Here is a 16992-nt window from a genome sequence, read left to right as displayed (position 1 = left end):
CTTCAAAAGCAGGACCAGACCTGGTCCACCAGCGTCACCAGAAACTCTGGGTGCACGTACATCGCGAACACGCCGCCCAGCACCGCCAGCGCGGCGGCAAGCCAGCCGGCGTGGACGATGCGATGGCGCATTTGCGGTGTCATGGCCGTGGTTATACGAGATCAGACCGTGGCGCCCACAGGCCCCGGCGACCGCGCGATGGCGCCTTCTTTCACCGGCAGGTTGATCAGCGCCGCGAACACGCCCAGCGCGATCGAGATGTACCAGACGATGTTGTAGCTGCCCGTCGTGTCGTACAGGAAGCCGCCGAGCCACACGCCCAGGAACGAGCCCACCTGGTGGCTCAGGAACACGAAGCCGCTGAGCATCGACAGATGCGCCACGCCGAAGATGCCCGCCACGATCGCATTGGTCGCGGGCACCGTCGACAGCCACAGGAAGCCCATGGCCGCCGAGAAGATGTACACGCTGATCGGCGAGATCGGCACCAGCAGGAACAGCGCGATCGACACCGCCCGCGCAAAGTAGATGGCCGCGAGGATCTTCCGCTTGGCCAGCGTCTGCCCCAGCAGCCCGACCGTGTACGTGCCGAACACGTTGAACAGCCCGATCAGCGCCAGCGCGTAGCCCGCCACGTCGGCCGACAGGCTCTTGTCGCGCAGGTAGGTCGGCATGTGGATGCCGATGAACGCGAGCTGGAAGCCGCACACGAAGTAGCCCGCCATCAACAATCCGAAGCTGGGGTAGCGGAAGGCTTCGCCCACCGCCTGCAGCACCGACTGCTCGCGGTGCCCGGCCAGCGCCGCGGTCTTGGGCTCGCGCAGGCCGAAGGCCAGCGGAATGATCACCAGCACCAGCACCGCCAGCACGGCCAATGCCGTCTGCCAGCCCAGGTGCCCGATCAGCCGCCCCTCGATGGGCGCCATCAGGAACTGCCCGAACGAGCCGGCCGCCGCCGCCACGCCCATTGCCCACGAGCGGCGTTCGGCCGGAATCTGCCGCCCGATCACCCCGTAGATCACCGCATAGGTCGAGCCCGCCTGCGCCGCGCCGATGAGCACGCCCGCGCTCAGCGTGAAGAGCAGGGGCGTCGGCGAATGCGCCATGCCGAACAGGCCGAGCGCATAGAACACCGCGCCGCCGATCAGCACGCGGAAGGCGCCGAAGCGGTCGGCCAGCATGCCGGCGAACACCCCGAAGATGCCCCACGACAGGTTCTGGATGGCCAGCGCGAAAGAGAAGGTCTGCCGGCTCCAGTCCTGCGCCTGCGTGATCGGCTGCAGCCACAGGCCGAAGCCGTGGCGGATGCCCATCGAGAGCGTGACGATCATTGCGCCGCAGAACAGGACCTGCTTGATCGAAAGGGCGGGGGCGGGAGCTTGCATGGCGTCGAATGTAGCCATTTGCGTGCTGCGGCAGGCGGCCGGGTGGCCAAAGCCATTGATGATTTATCGGCGCCGTTTCAATGCGCTTCGGTCATCAAAGCTTCGGGCCTCAACGCGCTGTCGCGCCGGCGACAGCGCGAGCCCCCGGAAAACCATGCGCGCAGGCGCGCCACGCCAGCACCAGCGCAGGCACCAGCAGCACGACCAGCGACCACGGCAACACGCCCGCGCCGCGGTTTTGCAGCAGCACGCCGCCGATCAGCCCGCCGCCCGCGATGGCCACGTTCCACGCCGTGACCACCATCGACTGCGCCACGTCGGCCGAATCGCCCGCCGCTTGCGCCGAGGCGGTCTGGAACAGCGTGGGCGCACAGCCGAACGCGACGCCCCAGACCCCCACGCCCAGGTAGATTGCCGCCGGCGAGCCCGCGGCCGCGCCTAGCAGCAGCGCCGCCAGCCCGAAGGCTGCCGTGCTCGCCAGCACCAGTTCGCGCAGCCAGCGATCGATCAGCACGCCCGTGATCCATATGCCCACCAGCGACGCCGCGCCGAAGACCAGCAGCACCAGGTCGATCCGCGCGCCCATGCCGGCATGGGTGAGGAACGGCGCGATGTATGTGTAGAGGATGTTGTGCGCCAGCACGAAGGCCAGCATGACCGCCAGCACCGGGCGCACGCCCGGCAGCAGGAACACGCGGCGCACGCTCTGCTGCCGCTCGGCTGCCTGGCCTGGAAAGTCGGGCACCTTCCAGCGAACCCAGCCGAGCAGCGCCACCGACAGCGCCGACATGATCAGGAAGGCCGGACGCCAGCCCACGGTGGCGCCCAGCAGCGCACCCGCCGGAATGCCCAGCGACAGCGCCAGCGGCCCGCCCAGCATTGCCACCGCGATGGCGCGCCCCTGCATCGAGGGCGGCACCATGCGGGCCGCGTGGCCTGCCACCAGTGCCCAGAGCAGCCCGGCGAACACCCCGGCGAAGAAGCGCGCGACCAGCGTGAGCGGATAGCTGTTCGACAGCGCCGTGAGCGTGTTGACGACGACGAAGCCACCGATCGCCATCATCAGCAGCGGACGCCGTCGCCAGCCACGCGTGAAGGCCACCAGCGGAATGGCCGCCACCAGCGAGCCGATGGCGTACACCGTGACGAGTTGGCCGACCAGCGCGGGCGAGACGGCAAGGCTGGCGCCGATCTGCGGCAGCAGGCCAGCAGGCATCGCCTCGGTCAGGACCGTGATGAAGCCGGCCGTGGCCAATGCGAGCAGGCCTGACAGCGGCAGGCGTGTCCGGCTGCCTGCCTGGTGTTGCGTGCGCTCATGCATACACGGCATCCCGCAGGTCGGCCACGAAGCGGCCCGACATGCCTTCGTAGAGCGTGTTGGTGAATGCCACCACGCTGAGTTGTCGGGCACGGTCGACGAACCACGAATGCCCGTACGCGCCGCCCCATCGCCAGGTGCCCGCGGACTCCGGCGATTGCGCGGCTCGCGGGTCGTGCAGCACCGAGAAGCCCAGGCCGAAGCCGTAGCCTGGCGCATCGGCCGGTCCCCAGGCGCCCGTGTGGTTGCGGCCCATGTCGTCCACCAGCCCCGCCGGCAGCAGCGGCGCGCCGCCGCCTCGCAGGCTTTCGAGCAGGCGCATGAAATCGCCCGCGCTGCCGACCATGCCCGCGCCGCCCGAGGGGAACGCCGCTGCGTCGAAGGCCCGCGCCGGGTCGAACCGGATGCCCACGGTGCCTTCGAAGGCGGGCGCCACGGTCAGGCCTTCCATGCGGCTAGGCGCAATGCCCAGGCCGTTCACATAGGGTGTGGTTAGCCGGCCGTCGTCGCGTGACGCGAAGAAATCGGTGTCGTGCATCCGCAGCGGTCCGGTCACGAGGGTGCGCACCGCTTCGGCCAACGGACCGCCGCAAACCGCCTCGACCACGCCGCCCAGCACGTCGGTGGCCAGCGAGTAAAGCCAGCCCGTGCCGGGCGCGAACTGCAGCGGCACCTGCGCGATGCGCCGCAGGTTCTCGGCCAGCGTGAGGCCGCTGCCGTCCATGCCGTCGGAAACGCCGGCCTGCGCATACGGGCCGTCCTCCGAAGCCTCGAAGAAGCGGTAGCCCAGCCCTGATGTGTGAGTGAGCAACTGCCGCAGCGTGATCGTGGCCTCGCCGCCGCCAAGACCCTCGGGCAGGCGAGGGCGAAAGTCCGGCAACCAGCGCGTGACCGGGTCGTCCAGCGTGAGCCGGCCCTGTCCGGCCAGCACCATCACCGCGGTCGAGACGATGGGTTTCGACACCGAGGCCAGCCGGAACAGCGCGTCCTCGCGCATCGGCAGGCCGGCCTCGCGGTCCGCCAGCCCGGCCGCGCGGCGGTGCACCACACGGCCGCCGTGGGCGACCAGCACCACCGCGCCGACCAGCCTTTGCTCGGCCAGCGCGCGGTCGATGGCTTCGTCGATGCGCGACGGTTCCGGGCCGCGCCAGCCGCGTGTTGTCGACGGTGTTGTCGAGACAGAAGGGGGAGAAGGAGGAGGAATTTCAGTGAGAAGTGACATGCCGCCAACGATAGGAAGAAGGCGACTGCGGAAAAAGGGGGATACAGTTCCGCTCAATGCGGATGTCGATGTCCGCAATGGAGCCTTCCCATGGACAGCCTCAGCGGCTTTACCGTTTTCATCCAGGTGGCCGAGACCCGCAGCTTCGTCACCGCCGGACGCGCGCTTGGCGTTTCCGCTTCCGCCGTGGGCAAGCGCGTGGCGCGGCTCGAAGAGCGGCTGGGCGTGCGCCTGTTCCACCGCAGCACGCGCAGCATCACGCTCACCGCAGAAGGCACGCTGTTCCTGTCGCGCAGCCGGCGGGTGCTGGCCGAGATCGAGGCTGCCGAGCAGGAGCTGTCGCACTCCGCCGGGGCGCCGCGCGGCAAGCTGCGCGTGAGCCTGCCGCTGGTCAGTTCGCTGGTGCTGCCCGTGCTGGCCGACTTCATGCGCGACCACCCGGCCATCGAGCTCGACCTGGACTTCAGCGACCGCCTTGTCGACGTCATCGAGGAAGGTTTCGACGCCGTGGTGCGCACCGGCGAGCCCGCCGATTCGCGGCTCTCGGCGCGCCGGCTGGGACAGTTCTCGCAGTTGCTCGTGGCCTCGCCCGACTACCTGGCGCGCCACGGCACGCCGGCCACGGTGGCCGATCTGGCGGACCACGCGTGCCTGCACTACCGCTACCCGGCCACCGGCAAGGTCGAGGTCTGGCCGCTCCTGCCGGGCCCTGGCGGCGCCGAGGCCAGGCCGCCGGTCTCCATGATCTGCAACAACATGGAAACCCGCCTGTGCTTTGCCCTGCGCGGCCGTGGCATCGCCTGCCTGCCGGATTTCAGCGTGCGCGAGGCGCTGGCCGCTGGCCGGTTGCGCAGCGTGCTGGCCGACCAGGTGCGCCCGCATACCATCGGCCTGAGCGTGCTCTGGCCTTCGGGGCGCTACCCGACACCCAAGCTGCGGGCCTTGATCGACTACCTGGGCGCCCGCATGTTCAAGCCGCAACCCGGGGAAAGTTCCTGAATTTCGCCGCCTCGCTGGACCGATGCCTGTATGGGTATCCAGTTATTTCAAGACCACTGACTACAATCCGCCCCCATGGCGACTCCCCCCAAGACTCCCCCCAATTCATCGTCCGACGCGTCCGGTTATTCGGAAGGCTCCATCCGCGTGCTCAAGGGCCTCGAGCCCGTGAAGCAGCGCCCGGGCATGTACACCCGGACCGACAACCCCCTGCACATCATCCAGGAAGTGCTCGACAACGCCGCCGACGAGGCGCTGGCCGGCCACGGCAAGAAGATCAAGGTCGTGCTGCACGCCGACAACTCGGTCAGCATCGAAGACGACGGCCGCGGCATTCCGTTCGGCCTGCACCCTGAAGAAAAAGCCCCCGTCATCGAGCTTGTTTACACCCGCCTGCACGCGGGCGGCAAGTTCGACAAGGGCTCGGGCGGCGCCTACAGCTTCTCGGGCGGCCTGCATGGCGTGGGCGTGTCGGTCACCAACGCGCTGTCGAAGCGGCTCGAAGTCACCACCCACCGCGAAGGCTCCATCGCCAAGCTGGTTTTCAGTGGCGGCGACGTGATCGAGGCGCTCGAAATCCGCAAGCTCGAAGCCGGCGAGCGCAAGCAGGGCACCACCGTGCGCGCCTGGCCCGACGCCAAGTACTTCGAGACCGCCGTGCTGCCCATGGGCGAACTCACCCACCTGCTGCGCAGCAAGGCCGTGCTCATGCCCGGCGTGAGCGTCACGCTGGTGAACGAAAAGACCAAGGAAAGCCAGCAGTGGCTCTACAAGGGCGGCCTGAGCGACTACCTCATGCAGACGCTCAACGGCGACCCCGTCATTCCGCTGTTCGAAGGCAGCGGCCATGCCGATAAAAACGCCGACAACTTCGCCGAAGGCGAGGGCGCCGACTGGTGCGTGGCCTTCACCGAAGACGGCCAGCCGGTGCGCGAGAGCTACGTCAACCTGATTCCCACCAGCGCCGGCGGCACGCACGAAAGCGGCCTGCGCGACGGCCTTTTCACGGCCGTGAAGGGCTTCATCGAACTGCACTCGCTGCTGCCCAAGGGCGTGAAGCTCCTGCCCGAAGACGTGTTCGCGCGCGCCTCGTATGTGCTCAGCGCCAAGGTGCTCGACCCGCAGTTCCAGGGCCAGATCAAGGAGCGCCTGAACTCGCGCGACGCCGTGCGCCTGGTGTCGAGCTTCGTGCGCCCCGCGCTCGAGCTGTGGCTCAACCAGCACGTCGACTACGGCAAGAAGCTCGCCGAGCTCGCCATCAAGGCTGCGCAAACGCGCCAGCGCGCCGGCCAGAAGGTCGAGAAGCGCAAGGGCTCCGGCGTGGCCGTGCTGCCCGGCAAGCTCACCGACTGCGAGAGCAAGGACATCGGCCACAACGAAGTCTTCCTGGTCGAGGGCGACTCCGCCGGCGGCAGCGCCAAGATGGGCCGCGACAAAGAGAGCCAGGCCATCCTGCCGTTGCGCGGCAAGGTGCTCAACACCTGGGAAGTCGAGCGCGACCGGCTCTTTGCCAACACTGAAATCCACGACATCTCGGTGGCCGTGGGCGTCGATCCGCACGGCCCCAACGACTCGCCCGACATGAGCGGGCTGCGCTACGGAAAAATCTGCATCCTCAGCGATGCCGACGTGGACGGCTCGCACATCCAGGTGCTGCTGCTCACCTTGTTCTTTCGCCACTTTCCGAAACTCATCGAAGCCGGACACGTGTATGTCGCAAAGCCGCCGCTGTTTCGCGTCGATGCGCCCGCGCGCGGCAAGAAGCCGGCCTCCAAGGTCTACGCGCTCGACGAGGGCGAACTCACCGCCACCCTCGACAAATTGCGTAAAGATGGCGTGCGTGAAGGCGCCTGGAACATCAGCCGCTTCAAGGGCCTGGGCGAAATGAACGCGGAACAATTGTGGGAAACCACGCTCAATCCGGACACCCGGCGCCTGATGAAGGTGCAATTGGGTCGCTTCGACTTCACATCCACCCAGGGCGAGATCACCAAGCTCATGGGCAAGGGCGAAGCTGCCGCCCGGCGCGAGTTGATGGAACTGCGCGCCGACGACGTCGATATCGACGTCTGATTCCGACCGGAATATTCCTCGAAACAGGGCATGAACAGGCACAAGATCATTTGCGGTTCGCTGGCGTGGGCTTGCGTCGCGGGCGCGATCGCCGTGCTGGCGGGTGCCCGTCCGTCCGTCGGGCTCCAGCACCTGTTCTTTGCCGGCCTCGTCCTCATGCTGGCCTTCCTGTTCGTCTGGATGGGCTGGTGGAGCGCCGCCGCCGCGAGCGACAACAACGAGCCCAGCCGCATCGAGCGGGTTGCCGCCGGCATCTGGCTCTGGACGCGCCGCATCCTCTGCTGGGGCGCCGCACTCGTCTTCCTGGGCTTTGCCGCGACGATGATCTTCGAGGGCGTCGAGCTCCAGCACGTGCCTGTATTCTTCGTCGTGCTGCTGCTCGGCGGCATGGCGCTCTGGGTGGGCCTGAAAGGCTCCGGCCGTTCGGAAAGCATGCGCGACGATGCCGCGGTTCACGCCGAGCGCCGCAAGCGCTATGGCTGGCGGCTGTGATGACGCGACCCGCATTGCCATGACCCGCTGGCTCCGTCCGTTCGCGCTGTGCGCGGCACTCCTGCCACTCCTGCTGTCGCAGCAGGGCGCGCACGCCGCCGACATCTACGGCTACATCGACAGCAAGGGCGTCGCGCACTTCGCCTCCGAGAAAATCGACGAGCGCTACCAGGTCTTCTTTCGCGGTGGCCAGAGCTTCGACACCGCGCAAGGCATTTCGCCGCTGGGCCGCGGTGGGCGCAAGCTCGACGGCAAGGTGCCGCCGGCGTCGCAGACCCTGCTCGCGCTGTTCGAGGCTTCGCCCAGCTACAAGACCGCCAAGGCCGCGTTGCGCGATGCATCGAACAAGCACGACATCGACTACGAACTGCTGCAGGCGCTCATTGCCACCGAGTCGGGCTTCGACGCGCAGGCCGTGTCGCCCAAGGGCGCGATGGGCCTCATGCAGCTCATGCCCGCCACGGCGCAGCGCTACGGCGTGGCGGCGGACAAGCGAACCACCATCGAGAAAAAGCTGTTCGACCCGCGCATCAACATCGCCGCCGGCTCGCGCTACCTGCGCGACCTGATCGCCATGTTCCCGGGCCAGATCGAGCTGGCGCTCGCCGCCTACAACGCGGGCGAGGGCGCGGTGCAGCGCGCGGGCAACAAGATCCCGAACTACAAGGAAACGCAGAACTACGTGCAGACCGTGCTGCAGCTCTACGCCTACCTCAAGCCCTCGGTGGCTACGGGCGGTGGCGGAAGTGCGCGCGGCGGCGGCAAGACGCCGGGGCGCATCCGCATGGAACTGGTGCCCAAGGGCGGAGCGCTGGGCCGTGGCAACATGCCGCCCGATTCGCCGGGCAGCATGCCGGCCATGCCCGACATTCCCGAGCCCCCCGTTGCGCCCGTGTCGTCCACCTTGCCCGTCGGTGCCTCGGCCGATACGCCGGTGTCCTGATGGCGCAGCGCCGCAGTCTTCTTGTCCCCTCGATGAAGGAGCCCGTCATGCAGCGTCGAAGCTTCGTTCTCGCGACGGCCGCCTGCGCGGTGGCCGGCGCGACGCGTGCACAGCATGCGGGTCCGCACGACACACTGCCGGCCGTGCCGTCGTCGAAAGAGCCCTATGCGCGCCTGCAGGGCGGCGTGCCGCACCACATGACGCCCGAGCAAGAGGCGCAGCGCGTGACCGACAGCCCCGCGCCGGCCGGTCCGCAAGGCCGCTGGATGGCTCGCGCGGCCCTGCCGATCCCGCGCAGCGAGATGGCCTGGGCAACCGCCGCCATGGGCCGCATGCATGTGGTCGGCGGCGACGGCGAAGGCGCCGTCAACCGCGACTACCACCACATCTACGACCCGACGGCCGACCGCTGGCTCGATGGCGCGCCGCTGCCGCGCGGCGCCAACCACGTCGCGGTGACGGCGGAAGACGGCCGCGTCTATGCGCTCGGCGGTTTCGTCGAGCAGAACCGCCGCTCGGACACCAACGCCTACGTCTACGACATCGCGGCCAACCGCTGGACCGCCATCGCGCCGCTGCCGCGCCCGCGCGGTGCCGCCGCTGCCGTGATGCTCAACGGTTCGCTGCACCTGATCGGCGGTGCATCCGAGCCAGCCGCCGAGCGCGCAAGCGTGGGCTGGCACGAGGTCTACGACCCCAAGGCCGATCGTTGGACCACGCGCAAGCCCTTGCCCGGCGCACGCGACCACGTGGGCTGCGTTTCGCACGGCAACCAGATCCACGTGATCGGCGGCCGCTTCAACACCTTCGAATACAACACCGACCTGCACCACGTCTACCTGCCCACCCGCGACACCTGGGAGCTGCGCGCGCCGCTGCCCACCGCGCGCTCGGGCCACGGCCTCGTGGTGTTGCGGGGCCGCTTCTTCGCCATGGGCGGGGAGGGCGGCTTCCTGGTGGGCGGCGTGCCGCGCCAGGCCAAGGTGTTCGGCCAGATGGAAAGCTACGATCCCGTGGACGACACCTGGCAGCGCCATGCACCGATGCCCACGCCGCGCCACGCCGTCGGCGCCGCGGTGATAGGCGACTCCATTTACGTGGCCGGCGGCGGCGCGGTGCTCGGCGGTGCCGTGCAGTCCGCGGTGCACGAGGCTTTCACCCTGGGCTGAGCGCGAACAAGGCGCACGGCCTCAAGCAACTGTTTTTCTTTCTCTCTTCTTCATGGACGACTCTCAACCTCCGCTCGACCTTGCAGGCCCCACCGACGGCGACACCACACTCACGCTGGCCGACTACGCGCAAACCGCCTACCTCGAATACGCGCTGAGCGTGGTCAAGGGCCGCGCGCTGCCTGATGTGTCCGACGGCCAGAAGCCGGTGCAGCGGCGCATCCTGTATTCGATGTCGCGCATGGGCCTGGGCTTCGGCGGCGCCAACGGCACCGTGGGCGCCAAGCCCGTCAAGAGCGCGCGCGTGGTCGGCGACGTGCTCGGCCGCTTCCACCCGCACAGCGACCAGGCCGCCTACGACGCGTTGGTGCGCATGGCGCAAGATTTTTCGCAGCGCTATCCGCTGGTCGATGGCCAAGGCAATTTCGGCAGCCGCGACGGCGACGGCGCCGCGGCCATGCGCTACACCGAAGCGCGCCTGGCACGCATCACCAGCCTGCTGCTCGACGAGATCGACGAAGGCACGGTCGACTTCATTCCCAACTACGACGGCAGCACCGAAGAGCCGCGCCTGCTGCCCGCGCGCTTGCCGTTCACGCTGCTCAATGGCGCGAGCGGTATCGCGGTCGGCCTGGCCACTGAAATCCCGAGCCACAACCTGCGCGAGATTGCCGACGCCTGCGTCGCGCTGATCAAGTCGAACGGCAAGCTCAGCGAAGAAGAATTGTTCGCCATCGTGCCCGGCCCGGACTACCCGGGCGGCGCGCAGATCATCAGCGGCGCCGGCGACATCGCCGATGCCTACCGCACCGGCCGCGGCTCGCTCAAGGTGCGCGCGCGCTGGAAGATCGAAGACCTCGCGCGCGGCCAGTGGCAGCTCGTGGTCAATGAACTGCCGCCCGGCGTCAGCACGCAGAAGGTGCTCGAGGAAATCGAGGAAATCACCAACCCGAAGGTCAAGGCCGGCAAGAAGGCCCTGAGCGCCGACCAGACCCAGCTGAAGGCCGCGATGCTGTCGATGCTCGACGTGGTGCGCGACGAGTCCAGCAAGGACGCCGCCGTGCGTCTGGTGTTCGAGCCCAAGACCTCGCGCATCAGCCAGGACGAGTTCATTACCACGCTGCTTGCGCAGACCTCGCTCGAAACCTCGTCGTCGATCAACCTCACCATGGTGGGCATCGACGGCAAGCCGACGCAGAAGTCGCTGCGCCAGATGCTCAACGAGTGGATCGCGTTCCGCGAGATCACCGTCGAGAAGCGCTCGCGCCATCGCCTGAACAAGGTGCTGGAGCGCATCCACATCCTCGAAGGCCGGCAGCTGGTGCTGCTGAACATCGACGAAGTCATCGCCATCATCCGCGCGGCCGAAGATCCGAAGGCCGCGCTCATTGCGCGCTTCAACCTCAGCGAACGGCAGGCCGAGGACATTCTCGAAATCCGCCTGCGCCAACTCGCGCGGCTCGAAGCCATCAAGATCGAGCAGGAGCTCAAGGGCCTGCGCGAAGAGCAGAAGAAGCTCGAAGAAATCCTCGGCAACCCGGCCGCGCTGCGCCGCCTGCTGATCAAGGAAATCGAAGCCGATGCCAAGACCTTCGAAGACCCGCGCCGCACGCTCATCCAGGCCGAAAAGCGCGCCGTGGCCGAAGTGAAGGTGGTCGACGAGCCCGTCACCGTCATCGTGTCGCAGAAGGGCTGGGTCCGTGCGCAGAAGGGCTGGGCCAGCGAGAAGGCCGCTGCAGCCAATGGTGCCAACGGCGCGAACGGAGAAAAGGGCAGCACGACGCCCGAGTACAGCTTCAAGTCCGGCGACTCGCTGTACGGCGCCTTCGAATGCCGCAGCGTCGACACGCTGCTGGTGTTCGGCAGCGCAAAGGACAAGAGCGTGCGCGTCTACACCGTGCCCGTGGCCTCGCTGCCCGGCGCGCGCGGCGACGGCCAGCCCGTCACCACGCTCATCGAGCTCGATGCCGGCACGCACGTCACGCACTTCTTCGCGGGCCCGGTGGGTGCCAACGTGCTGCTTGCCAACACCGGCGGCTACGGCTTCATTGCCACCGTCGAGAACATGATGTCGCGCCAGCGCGGCGGCAAGGCCTTCATCGACGTGGGCGAGGGCGAACAGCTCTGCCGGCCTTCGCTGGTGGGCGGCGCGAGCGGCGCCGAGCCGATGCCGGCCGCCACGCACGTGGCCTGCGCCTCGACCGGCGGCCGTATCCTGACCTTCGACATCACCGAGCTCAAGAGCCTGCCGAAGGGCGGCCGCGGCCTCACGCTGATCGACCTCGAAGCCAAGGACACGCTGGCAGGCGCCGCGGCCTACACGCGCAGCGTGAAGATCGAAGGCATCGGCCGTGGCGGCAAGGAGCGCGACGAGACGCTGGAAATCCGCACGCTCAACAACGCGCGCGGCACCCGTGCGCGCAAGGGCAAGGCGGCCGACCTGGGCTTCAAGCCGGCCAGCATCGTGCGGGTGCTCTGATGGGCGGCATCGACATCAGCGTCATCGGCCTTTTCATTGCCGTGGTCGCCGGCCTCGGCAGCTTCGTGCTGGGCCGGCACTTCCGCACGAAGCGCGTGGCGAAGAAGCGCGAGAAGGAGCGCATCGCCTCGCAGGCCGGCGAGACGCGGCAGGTGCGGCGTGCGCGCGAGCGCAAGGAGCGCGGCGGCTGAGGCCTCCGCTTACTTGAGCCCCTGCCACCAACGCACGTTGGTGCGCGCCGCCCCCACCGTCACCGCCTCGCCGATCACCGGCGTCGCCAGCTCGATCTTCTTTGCTTCGGTGAGGTTCGCGATCCGGTCCAGCGGGTCGTGCCAGGTGTGGAAGGCAAGGTCGAAGGTGCTGTTGTGCACCGAGAAGAACACCTTGCCGCGCAGGTCTTCGAAGGCCTGCACGCTCTGCTCGGGCGTCATGTGCACGCCGGGCCAGTAGGCGTCGTAGGCGCCGTTTTCCATCAGTGCCAGGTCGAAGCCGCCGAAGCGCTCGCCGATCTGCTTGAAGCCCTGGAAGTAGCCCGAGTCGCCGCTGTAGAAGATGCGCTGGTCGCCGCTCTGCACCACCCACGAGGCCCACAGCGTGCTGCCACGGTCCGACAGCGTGCGGCCCGAGAAGTGCTGGGCCGGCGTGGCGGTGAGCTTCACGCCGTCGTGCTCGCCGTCCTGCCACCAGTCGAGCTCGGTCACTCGCTCGGCGGGCACGCCCATTTCCACCAGCCGCGCGCGCACGCCCAGCGGCACGAAGTAGCGCGGGACGCTCTTCGCAAGGTATTCGATGGTCGCCACGTCGAGGTGGTCGTAGTGGTCGTGCGAGAGGATCACGCCCTCGATCTGCGGCAGCTGTTCCAGCGCGATCGGCGGCTTGTGAAAACGCTTGGGGCCGGCCCACTGCACGGGCGAGGCGCGGTCGCTGAATACGGGGTCGATTAGCCAGTACTTGCCGCGCAGCTTCAGCAGGTGCGAGGAGTGGCCCAGCCGCACGACGTGGTTGGCCTTGGTGTCGAGCGCGTCGAGCTGGGCCCGGTCGAGCGCGTGCACCGGAATGGCATCGACCGGCACCGTGTCGACCTTGCTGCCGACGATGAAGCGCGACCAGATGCGCCAGGCGCTGGCCGATGGCAGCTCGTCGGGGTTGTCCATGTTTCGGAACAGGCCTTCGCGGAACTGCGGGGAGTTTTCGTAGCGCGTTTCGCCGCCGCCTGCGGCACCGCAGCCCGCGACGAAGGCACAGCCGGCCGCGGCCAACGCGGCGCTCCGCCGCAGGATCCGGGGCAGGTAGACGCCCTGCGAGCCTGAATCTTCAGCCATGGGGAAACTCCTCTTGAGGTGTGTTTGTGGAATGCCGCAAGACTACCGGCGACGCATATTTCAATGGTTTCAACGGCAGAAACATTCGCTGCGCAGGGGCATTCCAGGGGCTCTGCTGCTTGTCGTAGGCCATGCGCTGTATCGCCGGATGGGGTGTCGGTCGGCACACTGGCGGGCTTCCATCCCGCAGTGGGCTTCAGTGGCTTGAATGAAGGAAGCAACAGGCATGAGCAGCACAGGCAATCGCTATCCGATCATCTACGTGCGTGGCTACGCCATGACCGAGGCCGAGCGCGACGACACCGCGGCCGACCCTTTCTGCGGCTTCAACGTGGGCTCGACCGTGTACCGCGCCACCGTCAAGAAAGAGGCGCCGGCGCAGAAGTTCGTTTTCGAATCGCCGGTGGTGCGCCTGCTGGCCGACTTCCAATACCATAGCGTGTACCAGAACGGCCTGGACATCCTCGATGCCGACTGGAAGCCTTCGCCCGACGAAACCGGCAAAGACGTGGACGGCATTCCTTCGGCCTCGGTCATCGTCTACCGCTACTACGACAGCGGCTCCGAGCTGCTGGGCGACGGCGCATCGCGCGACGTGAAGGTCTATGCGCAGGGCCTGGGCCAGCTCATCTTGCGTGTGCGCGACCTGGTGGCGCTGCGCGAAGGCCCCGGCTATTCGCCCGCCGATTTCCGCTGCTACCTGGTCGCGCATTCGATGGGCGGGCTGGTGGTGCGTGCGCTGCTGCAGAACCGCGATCTCGACAAGGGCGGCGCACGCGCATACGTCGACAAGGTGTTCACCTATGCCACGCCGCACAACGGCATCGAGATGGGCGGCGTCAACATTCCGGCCTGGCTCACGGCGAACGAAATGAACACCTTCAACCGCGACAAGATGTCGGAGTTTTTGGCAACGCTGCCGGTCGATGGGCGCATGGACTACCTGCCGGCCGCCGCCTTTCCGGCCGAGCGCTTCTTCTGCATGGTGGGCACCAACCGTGGCGACTACGAAACCGCCAAGGGCTTGTCGCGCATGTTCGCGGGGCACGGCAGCGACGGGCTGGTGCGCATCGAAAACGCCGCGCTGTGGTCCATCGACGATGCAGGCAAGACCCGCCCGGTGGCCACTGCCTACGCGTTCCGTTCGCATTCGGGCTACTTCGGCATCGTCAATTCCGAAGAGGCGTACCAGAACCTCGTGCGCTTTTTGTTCGGCGACGTGCGGGTCGACCTGTGGTTCGACGTCGAGGGTGTGACCTTGCCGCCCGACCTGCCCGCGGGTGCCGACGTCGATGCGCTCTACCAGGTCGAGCTGCTGGCCGCGCCGCGCGGCAAGCGCTGGTACCTGAGCCGGCGCGTGGCCGAAGAAGACTCGCCCGCCTGCCGCACGCACAAGGAACTGACCGACCCGGCCAAGGCCGACCGGCGCTCGATCTACCTGTCGACCGTGTTCCTGGCCAACAAGGCCCGCGTGAAGCAGGACCGCCCGACGCTGGCCTACGCCATGACGCTGGGCGTGCGTGTGCCCGACTACCAGGTCAACAACAAGTTCTGGCTCGATGGCCACTACGAAGGCAGTTCGCTGTTCCGCGACACGCTGATCATCGAGCTGGCACCGCCGCCGGCAAACGATCCGACGAAGGACTGGAGCGTCAACTATGGCTGGCAGACCGACACGGGCGGAAAGGCCTCGCTGCCGATGAGCCCGAAGCAGCTGGCCGGCGGTAAGCTGCAGTTCATCGTGCCGTTGTCGAGCCTTGGTGCCGCGCCGGCGGCGCCGGGGATCAGCGGCAAGGTGCGGCTGGAGGTGAGCGCCTGGTCGTGACGCGAGCTGCTGGCGGCGGGTGCGGGGCTGCTGCTGCAGCGGTTGTTGTTGTCGTGGACGGCGGCATACTCTGGATGGCCCAGGGTCTTCTTCCACCGCCACCACAGCCTCATGAAAACCGCCATCCTCGTGATCGATATGCAGCGCGGCCTTTGCGACGACGCGCCGCGCCCCTACGAAGCCGAAGAAGTGACAGCGCGCATCAACGCGCTGACCGAACGTGCCCGCGGGGCGGGCGTGCCGGTGGCTTTCATCCAGCATGAGAACGCGATCGACCTGGAGTTCGATTCGGAACGATGGCAACTGGCCAGCGCGTTGAACGTCGACACGCGCGACACCAGGATCCGAAAGACGACGCCCGACTCGTTCCTGCGCACGCCGCTCGATGCATGGCTGTCGGGGCACAGCGTGCGACGCGTGGTGATCTGCGGCTATTCGTCGGAGTTCTGCGTGGACACGACCACGCGCCGCGCGGCCGCTCTGGGTTACGACGAAGTGGTGCTGGCGGCCGATGCACACACGTCGCACGACAAGCCGCACGCGACGGGCGCTTTCATTCGCGCGCACCACAACGTTACGCTGTCGAACATCACGAGCTTCGGCGTGCCCATTCGTGCGATTGCCAGTGCGGAGATTGATCTTTAGGCGCTTGGTTTCGGGGTGTTCTCTGCGCTGCTGTTCAGGGCGTGTGCACAGGACACCGGGTACTTCCCTCCGCGAATGTCCCCCGCTTCGCTCCTCCTTTATTTCGCTGCGGGAAGCACCCGATGCCCTGCGCACCTGGACACGTCGTGGGTGATCGCACCTCCTTGGTCGCCGTGGCTCAGCGGGCTTCGGCAGGTCGTTGGCCGTCGCTGCTAAGGCATGCGCCCTGTGGCAAGGGCATGGGCCCAGTCTGGTCGCCGGTGCTTCAACGCCAATGCGGCCATGGCTGTGTGGTCGTAGGGTACGGCGATCAGCTTTGCAATCCACTCGCCGTCTCGCTGTTCGACGATGGCGTAGCGCGCTTTCGGGGAGCCGGTTTCGACGGCGTGCGGGTACGGATGAATGTCGCCGTACGCGGGTAGGCCGACGCTGCCCGGATTGACGATCAACTGTCCGCTCGACGCATGCACCGCGCGCGGTATGTGCGTGTGCCCGCAGGTGATCAGTGGCGCATCGACATCGCCGAGCCGTGCATCGATTTCCGTTTGCGTGGCCGCGCGGAAGTTCTCGGGCTCGACGGTCTCCAGAAAGTACTCGAGGTCACTGGCCGGTGTGCCATGACAGAGCATCACGTCGGCGCTGAAGCGGTGCGTGTGCTCCAGCGATGCGATCCACTCGAACTCTTTCGCGCCGAGTCGTGCATGCGCGAACGCATCGGACGGGCCGCGCTTTTCCGCTGGCAGGGTGAGCAGTTGCCGCTCATGGTTTCCGGCGAGCTGAACCCAGTCCTGCGCCATCAGGAACCGAGCGGTCTCCAGCGGCATCAACGGACCGGACAGGCTGTCACCGAGGTTGACGATGGCATCCGCGCCACGACGGGCGATGTCTTCGACCACCGCTTCGAGCGCAGGAAGGTTCCCATGAATGTCCGAGACGATGGCGATGCGCATGTGCGGGTCCGGCGAGGTGGGGAGAGGAGAGGCGCGATCTTAGTGCGCGCATGAACCGTTCTGACCGAGCCTCAGGCTCTGTGTATGTGCGACTGACACCGGGTACTTCCCTCCGCGAATGTCCCCCGCTTCGCTCCTCCTTTATTTCGCTGCGGGAAGCACCCGATGCC

15 protein-coding genes are annotated in these 16992 nt (G+C 67.5%); 9 read left to right on the top strand and 6 right to left on the bottom strand.

The window, feature by feature from the left end:
* Positions 1-2 precede the first annotated feature (2 nt).
* The 4 genes from DBV14_RS33295 to DBV14_RS00325 all read right to left on the bottom strand — a co-directional run bounded on the left by DBV14_RS33295 (position 3) and on the right by DBV14_RS00325 (position 3925).
* Positions 3-143, bottom strand: coding sequence for a hypothetical protein (locus tag DBV14_RS33295; RefSeq protein WP_185545877.1), 141 nt, complete (start codon positions 141-143; stop codon positions 3-5).
* Positions 144-161: 18 nt separating this feature from the next.
* Positions 162-1385, bottom strand: coding sequence for an MFS transporter (locus DBV14_RS00335; RefSeq protein WP_124457206.1), 1224 nt, complete (start codon positions 1383-1385; stop codon positions 162-164).
* Positions 1386-1494: 109 nt separating this feature from the next.
* Positions 1495-2706, bottom strand: coding sequence for an MFS transporter (locus tag DBV14_RS00330; protein ID WP_221621861.1), 1212 nt, complete (start codon positions 2704-2706; stop codon positions 1495-1497).
* Positions 2699-3925: a serine hydrolase gene (locus tag DBV14_RS00325; protein ID WP_124457204.1), complete on the bottom strand. Its 1227-nt coding sequence runs from the start codon at positions 3923-3925 to the stop codon at positions 2699-2701. Before DBV14_RS00325 ends, DBV14_RS00330 begins: the two co-directional genes overlap by 8 nt.
* A gap of 90 nt (positions 3926-4015) precedes the next feature.
* Here DBV14_RS00325 and DBV14_RS00320 point away from each other — a divergent pair, with 90 nt between their 5' ends.
* From DBV14_RS00320 to DBV14_RS00290, 7 genes are all read left to right on the top strand, one after another.
* Positions 4016-4924 (top strand): LysR family transcriptional regulator, encoded by a 909-nt coding sequence (locus DBV14_RS00320; RefSeq protein WP_124457203.1) that lies wholly within the window; start codon positions 4016-4018, stop codon positions 4922-4924.
* A gap of 75 nt (positions 4925-4999) precedes the next feature.
* Positions 5000-6997 (top strand): DNA topoisomerase IV subunit B, encoded by a 1998-nt coding sequence (locus tag DBV14_RS00315; RefSeq protein WP_124457202.1) that lies wholly within the window; start codon positions 5000-5002, stop codon positions 6995-6997.
* Positions 6998-7027: 30 nt separating this feature from the next.
* Complete coding sequence (locus tag DBV14_RS00310) at positions 7028-7489, top strand: hypothetical protein (protein ID WP_124457201.1); 462 nt, start codon at positions 7028-7030, stop codon at positions 7487-7489.
* 19 nt (positions 7490-7508) lie between these two features.
* Positions 7509-8432: a lytic transglycosylase domain-containing protein gene (locus tag DBV14_RS00305; RefSeq protein WP_124457200.1), complete on the top strand. Its 924-nt coding sequence runs from the start codon at positions 7509-7511 to the stop codon at positions 8430-8432.
* A gap of 47 nt (positions 8433-8479) precedes the next feature.
* On the top strand, positions 8480-9601 hold the full coding sequence (locus DBV14_RS00300; protein WP_124457199.1) for a kelch repeat-containing protein: 1122 nt from the start codon (positions 8480-8482) through the stop codon (positions 9599-9601).
* A 52-nt stretch (positions 9602-9653) separates the two neighbouring features.
* Positions 9654-12080: a DNA topoisomerase IV subunit A gene (parC, locus tag DBV14_RS00295; protein WP_124457198.1), complete on the top strand. Its 2427-nt coding sequence runs from the start codon at positions 9654-9656 to the stop codon at positions 12078-12080.
* Complete coding sequence (locus DBV14_RS00290; protein ID WP_124457197.1) at positions 12080-12271, top strand: hypothetical protein; 192 nt, start codon at positions 12080-12082, stop codon at positions 12269-12271. The genes parC and DBV14_RS00290 overlap by 1 nt, the downstream gene beginning before the upstream one ends.
* A gap of 9 nt (positions 12272-12280) precedes the next feature.
* Here the strand turns inward: DBV14_RS00290 and DBV14_RS00285 are convergent, their stop codons facing one another.
* The gene (locus tag DBV14_RS00285) at positions 12281-13402 is read right to left on the bottom strand and encodes an MBL fold metallo-hydrolase (protein WP_124457196.1); all 1122 of its coding nucleotides are present in this window, start codon (positions 13400-13402) and stop codon (positions 12281-12283) included.
* A gap of 226 nt (positions 13403-13628) precedes the next feature.
* Here DBV14_RS00285 and DBV14_RS00280 point away from each other — a divergent pair, with 226 nt between their 5' ends.
* Both DBV14_RS00280 and DBV14_RS00275 read left to right on the top strand, forming a co-directional pair.
* On the top strand, positions 13629-15227 hold the full coding sequence (locus tag DBV14_RS00280) for a triacylglycerol lipase (protein ID WP_124457195.1): 1599 nt from the start codon (positions 13629-13631) through the stop codon (positions 15225-15227).
* Positions 15228-15338: 111 nt separating this feature from the next.
* Positions 15339-15872, top strand: coding sequence for a cysteine hydrolase family protein (locus tag DBV14_RS00275; protein WP_124457194.1), 534 nt, complete (start codon positions 15339-15341; stop codon positions 15870-15872).
* A gap of 212 nt (positions 15873-16084) precedes the next feature.
* On the opposite strand, the gene DBV14_RS00270 is transcribed toward DBV14_RS00275, so the two are convergent.
* Positions 16085-16822 carry a metallophosphoesterase gene (locus tag DBV14_RS00270; protein WP_124457193.1) on the bottom strand — a complete coding sequence of 246 codons (738 nt, stop codon included), beginning with the start codon at positions 16820-16822 and terminating at the stop codon, positions 16085-16087.
* Positions 16823-16992: the final 170 nt, after the last annotated feature.

This window comes from Variovorax sp. KBW07 (assembly GCF_003852515.1).
In the GTDB taxonomy this organism is placed as follows: Bacteria; Pseudomonadota; Gammaproteobacteria; order Burkholderiales; family Burkholderiaceae_C; genus Variovorax.
The sequence above is the reverse complement of the archived record's forward strand: the minus strand, read 5'-3'. Positions and strand labels throughout refer to the sequence as shown.

Excerpts from the sequence above, each read along its gene's own strand:
- DBV14_RS33295 (WP_185545877.1), bottom strand. The coding sequence starts at position 143 with ATGACACCGCAAATGCGCCATCGCATCGTCCACGCCGGCTGGCTTGCC.
- DBV14_RS00335 (WP_124457206.1), bottom strand. The coding sequence starts at position 1,385 with ATGCAAGCTCCCGCCCCCGCCCTTTCGATCAAGCAGGTCCTGTTCTGC.
- DBV14_RS00330 (WP_221621861.1), bottom strand. The coding sequence starts at position 2,706 with ATGCATGAGCGCACGCAACACCAGGCAGGCAGCCGGACACGCCTGCCG.
- DBV14_RS00325 (WP_124457204.1), bottom strand. The coding sequence starts at position 3,925 with ATGTCACTTCTCACTGAAATTCCTCCTCCTTCTCCCCCTTCTGTCTCG.
- DBV14_RS00320 (WP_124457203.1), top strand. The coding sequence starts at position 4,016 with ATGGACAGCCTCAGCGGCTTTACCGTTTTCATCCAGGTGGCCGAGACC.
- DBV14_RS00315 (WP_124457202.1), top strand. The coding sequence starts at position 5,000 with ATGGCGACTCCCCCCAAGACTCCCCCCAATTCATCGTCCGACGCGTCC.
- DBV14_RS00310 (WP_124457201.1), top strand. The coding sequence starts at position 7,028 with ATGAACAGGCACAAGATCATTTGCGGTTCGCTGGCGTGGGCTTGCGTC.
- DBV14_RS00305 (WP_124457200.1), top strand. The coding sequence starts at position 7,509 with ATGACCCGCTGGCTCCGTCCGTTCGCGCTGTGCGCGGCACTCCTGCCA.
- DBV14_RS00300 (WP_124457199.1), top strand. The coding sequence starts at position 8,480 with ATGCAGCGTCGAAGCTTCGTTCTCGCGACGGCCGCCTGCGCGGTGGCC.
- parC (WP_124457198.1), top strand. The coding sequence starts at position 9,654 with ATGGACGACTCTCAACCTCCGCTCGACCTTGCAGGCCCCACCGACGGC.
- DBV14_RS00290 (WP_124457197.1), top strand. The coding sequence starts at position 12,080 with ATGGGCGGCATCGACATCAGCGTCATCGGCCTTTTCATTGCCGTGGTC.
- DBV14_RS00285 (WP_124457196.1), bottom strand. The coding sequence starts at position 13,402 with ATGGCTGAAGATTCAGGCTCGCAGGGCGTCTACCTGCCCCGGATCCTG.
- DBV14_RS00280 (WP_124457195.1), top strand. The coding sequence starts at position 13,629 with ATGAGCAGCACAGGCAATCGCTATCCGATCATCTACGTGCGTGGCTAC.
- DBV14_RS00275 (WP_124457194.1), top strand. The coding sequence starts at position 15,339 with ATGAAAACCGCCATCCTCGTGATCGATATGCAGCGCGGCCTTTGCGAC.
- DBV14_RS00270 (WP_124457193.1), bottom strand. The coding sequence starts at position 16,822 with ATGCGCATCGCCATCGTCTCGGACATTCATGGGAACCTTCCTGCGCTC.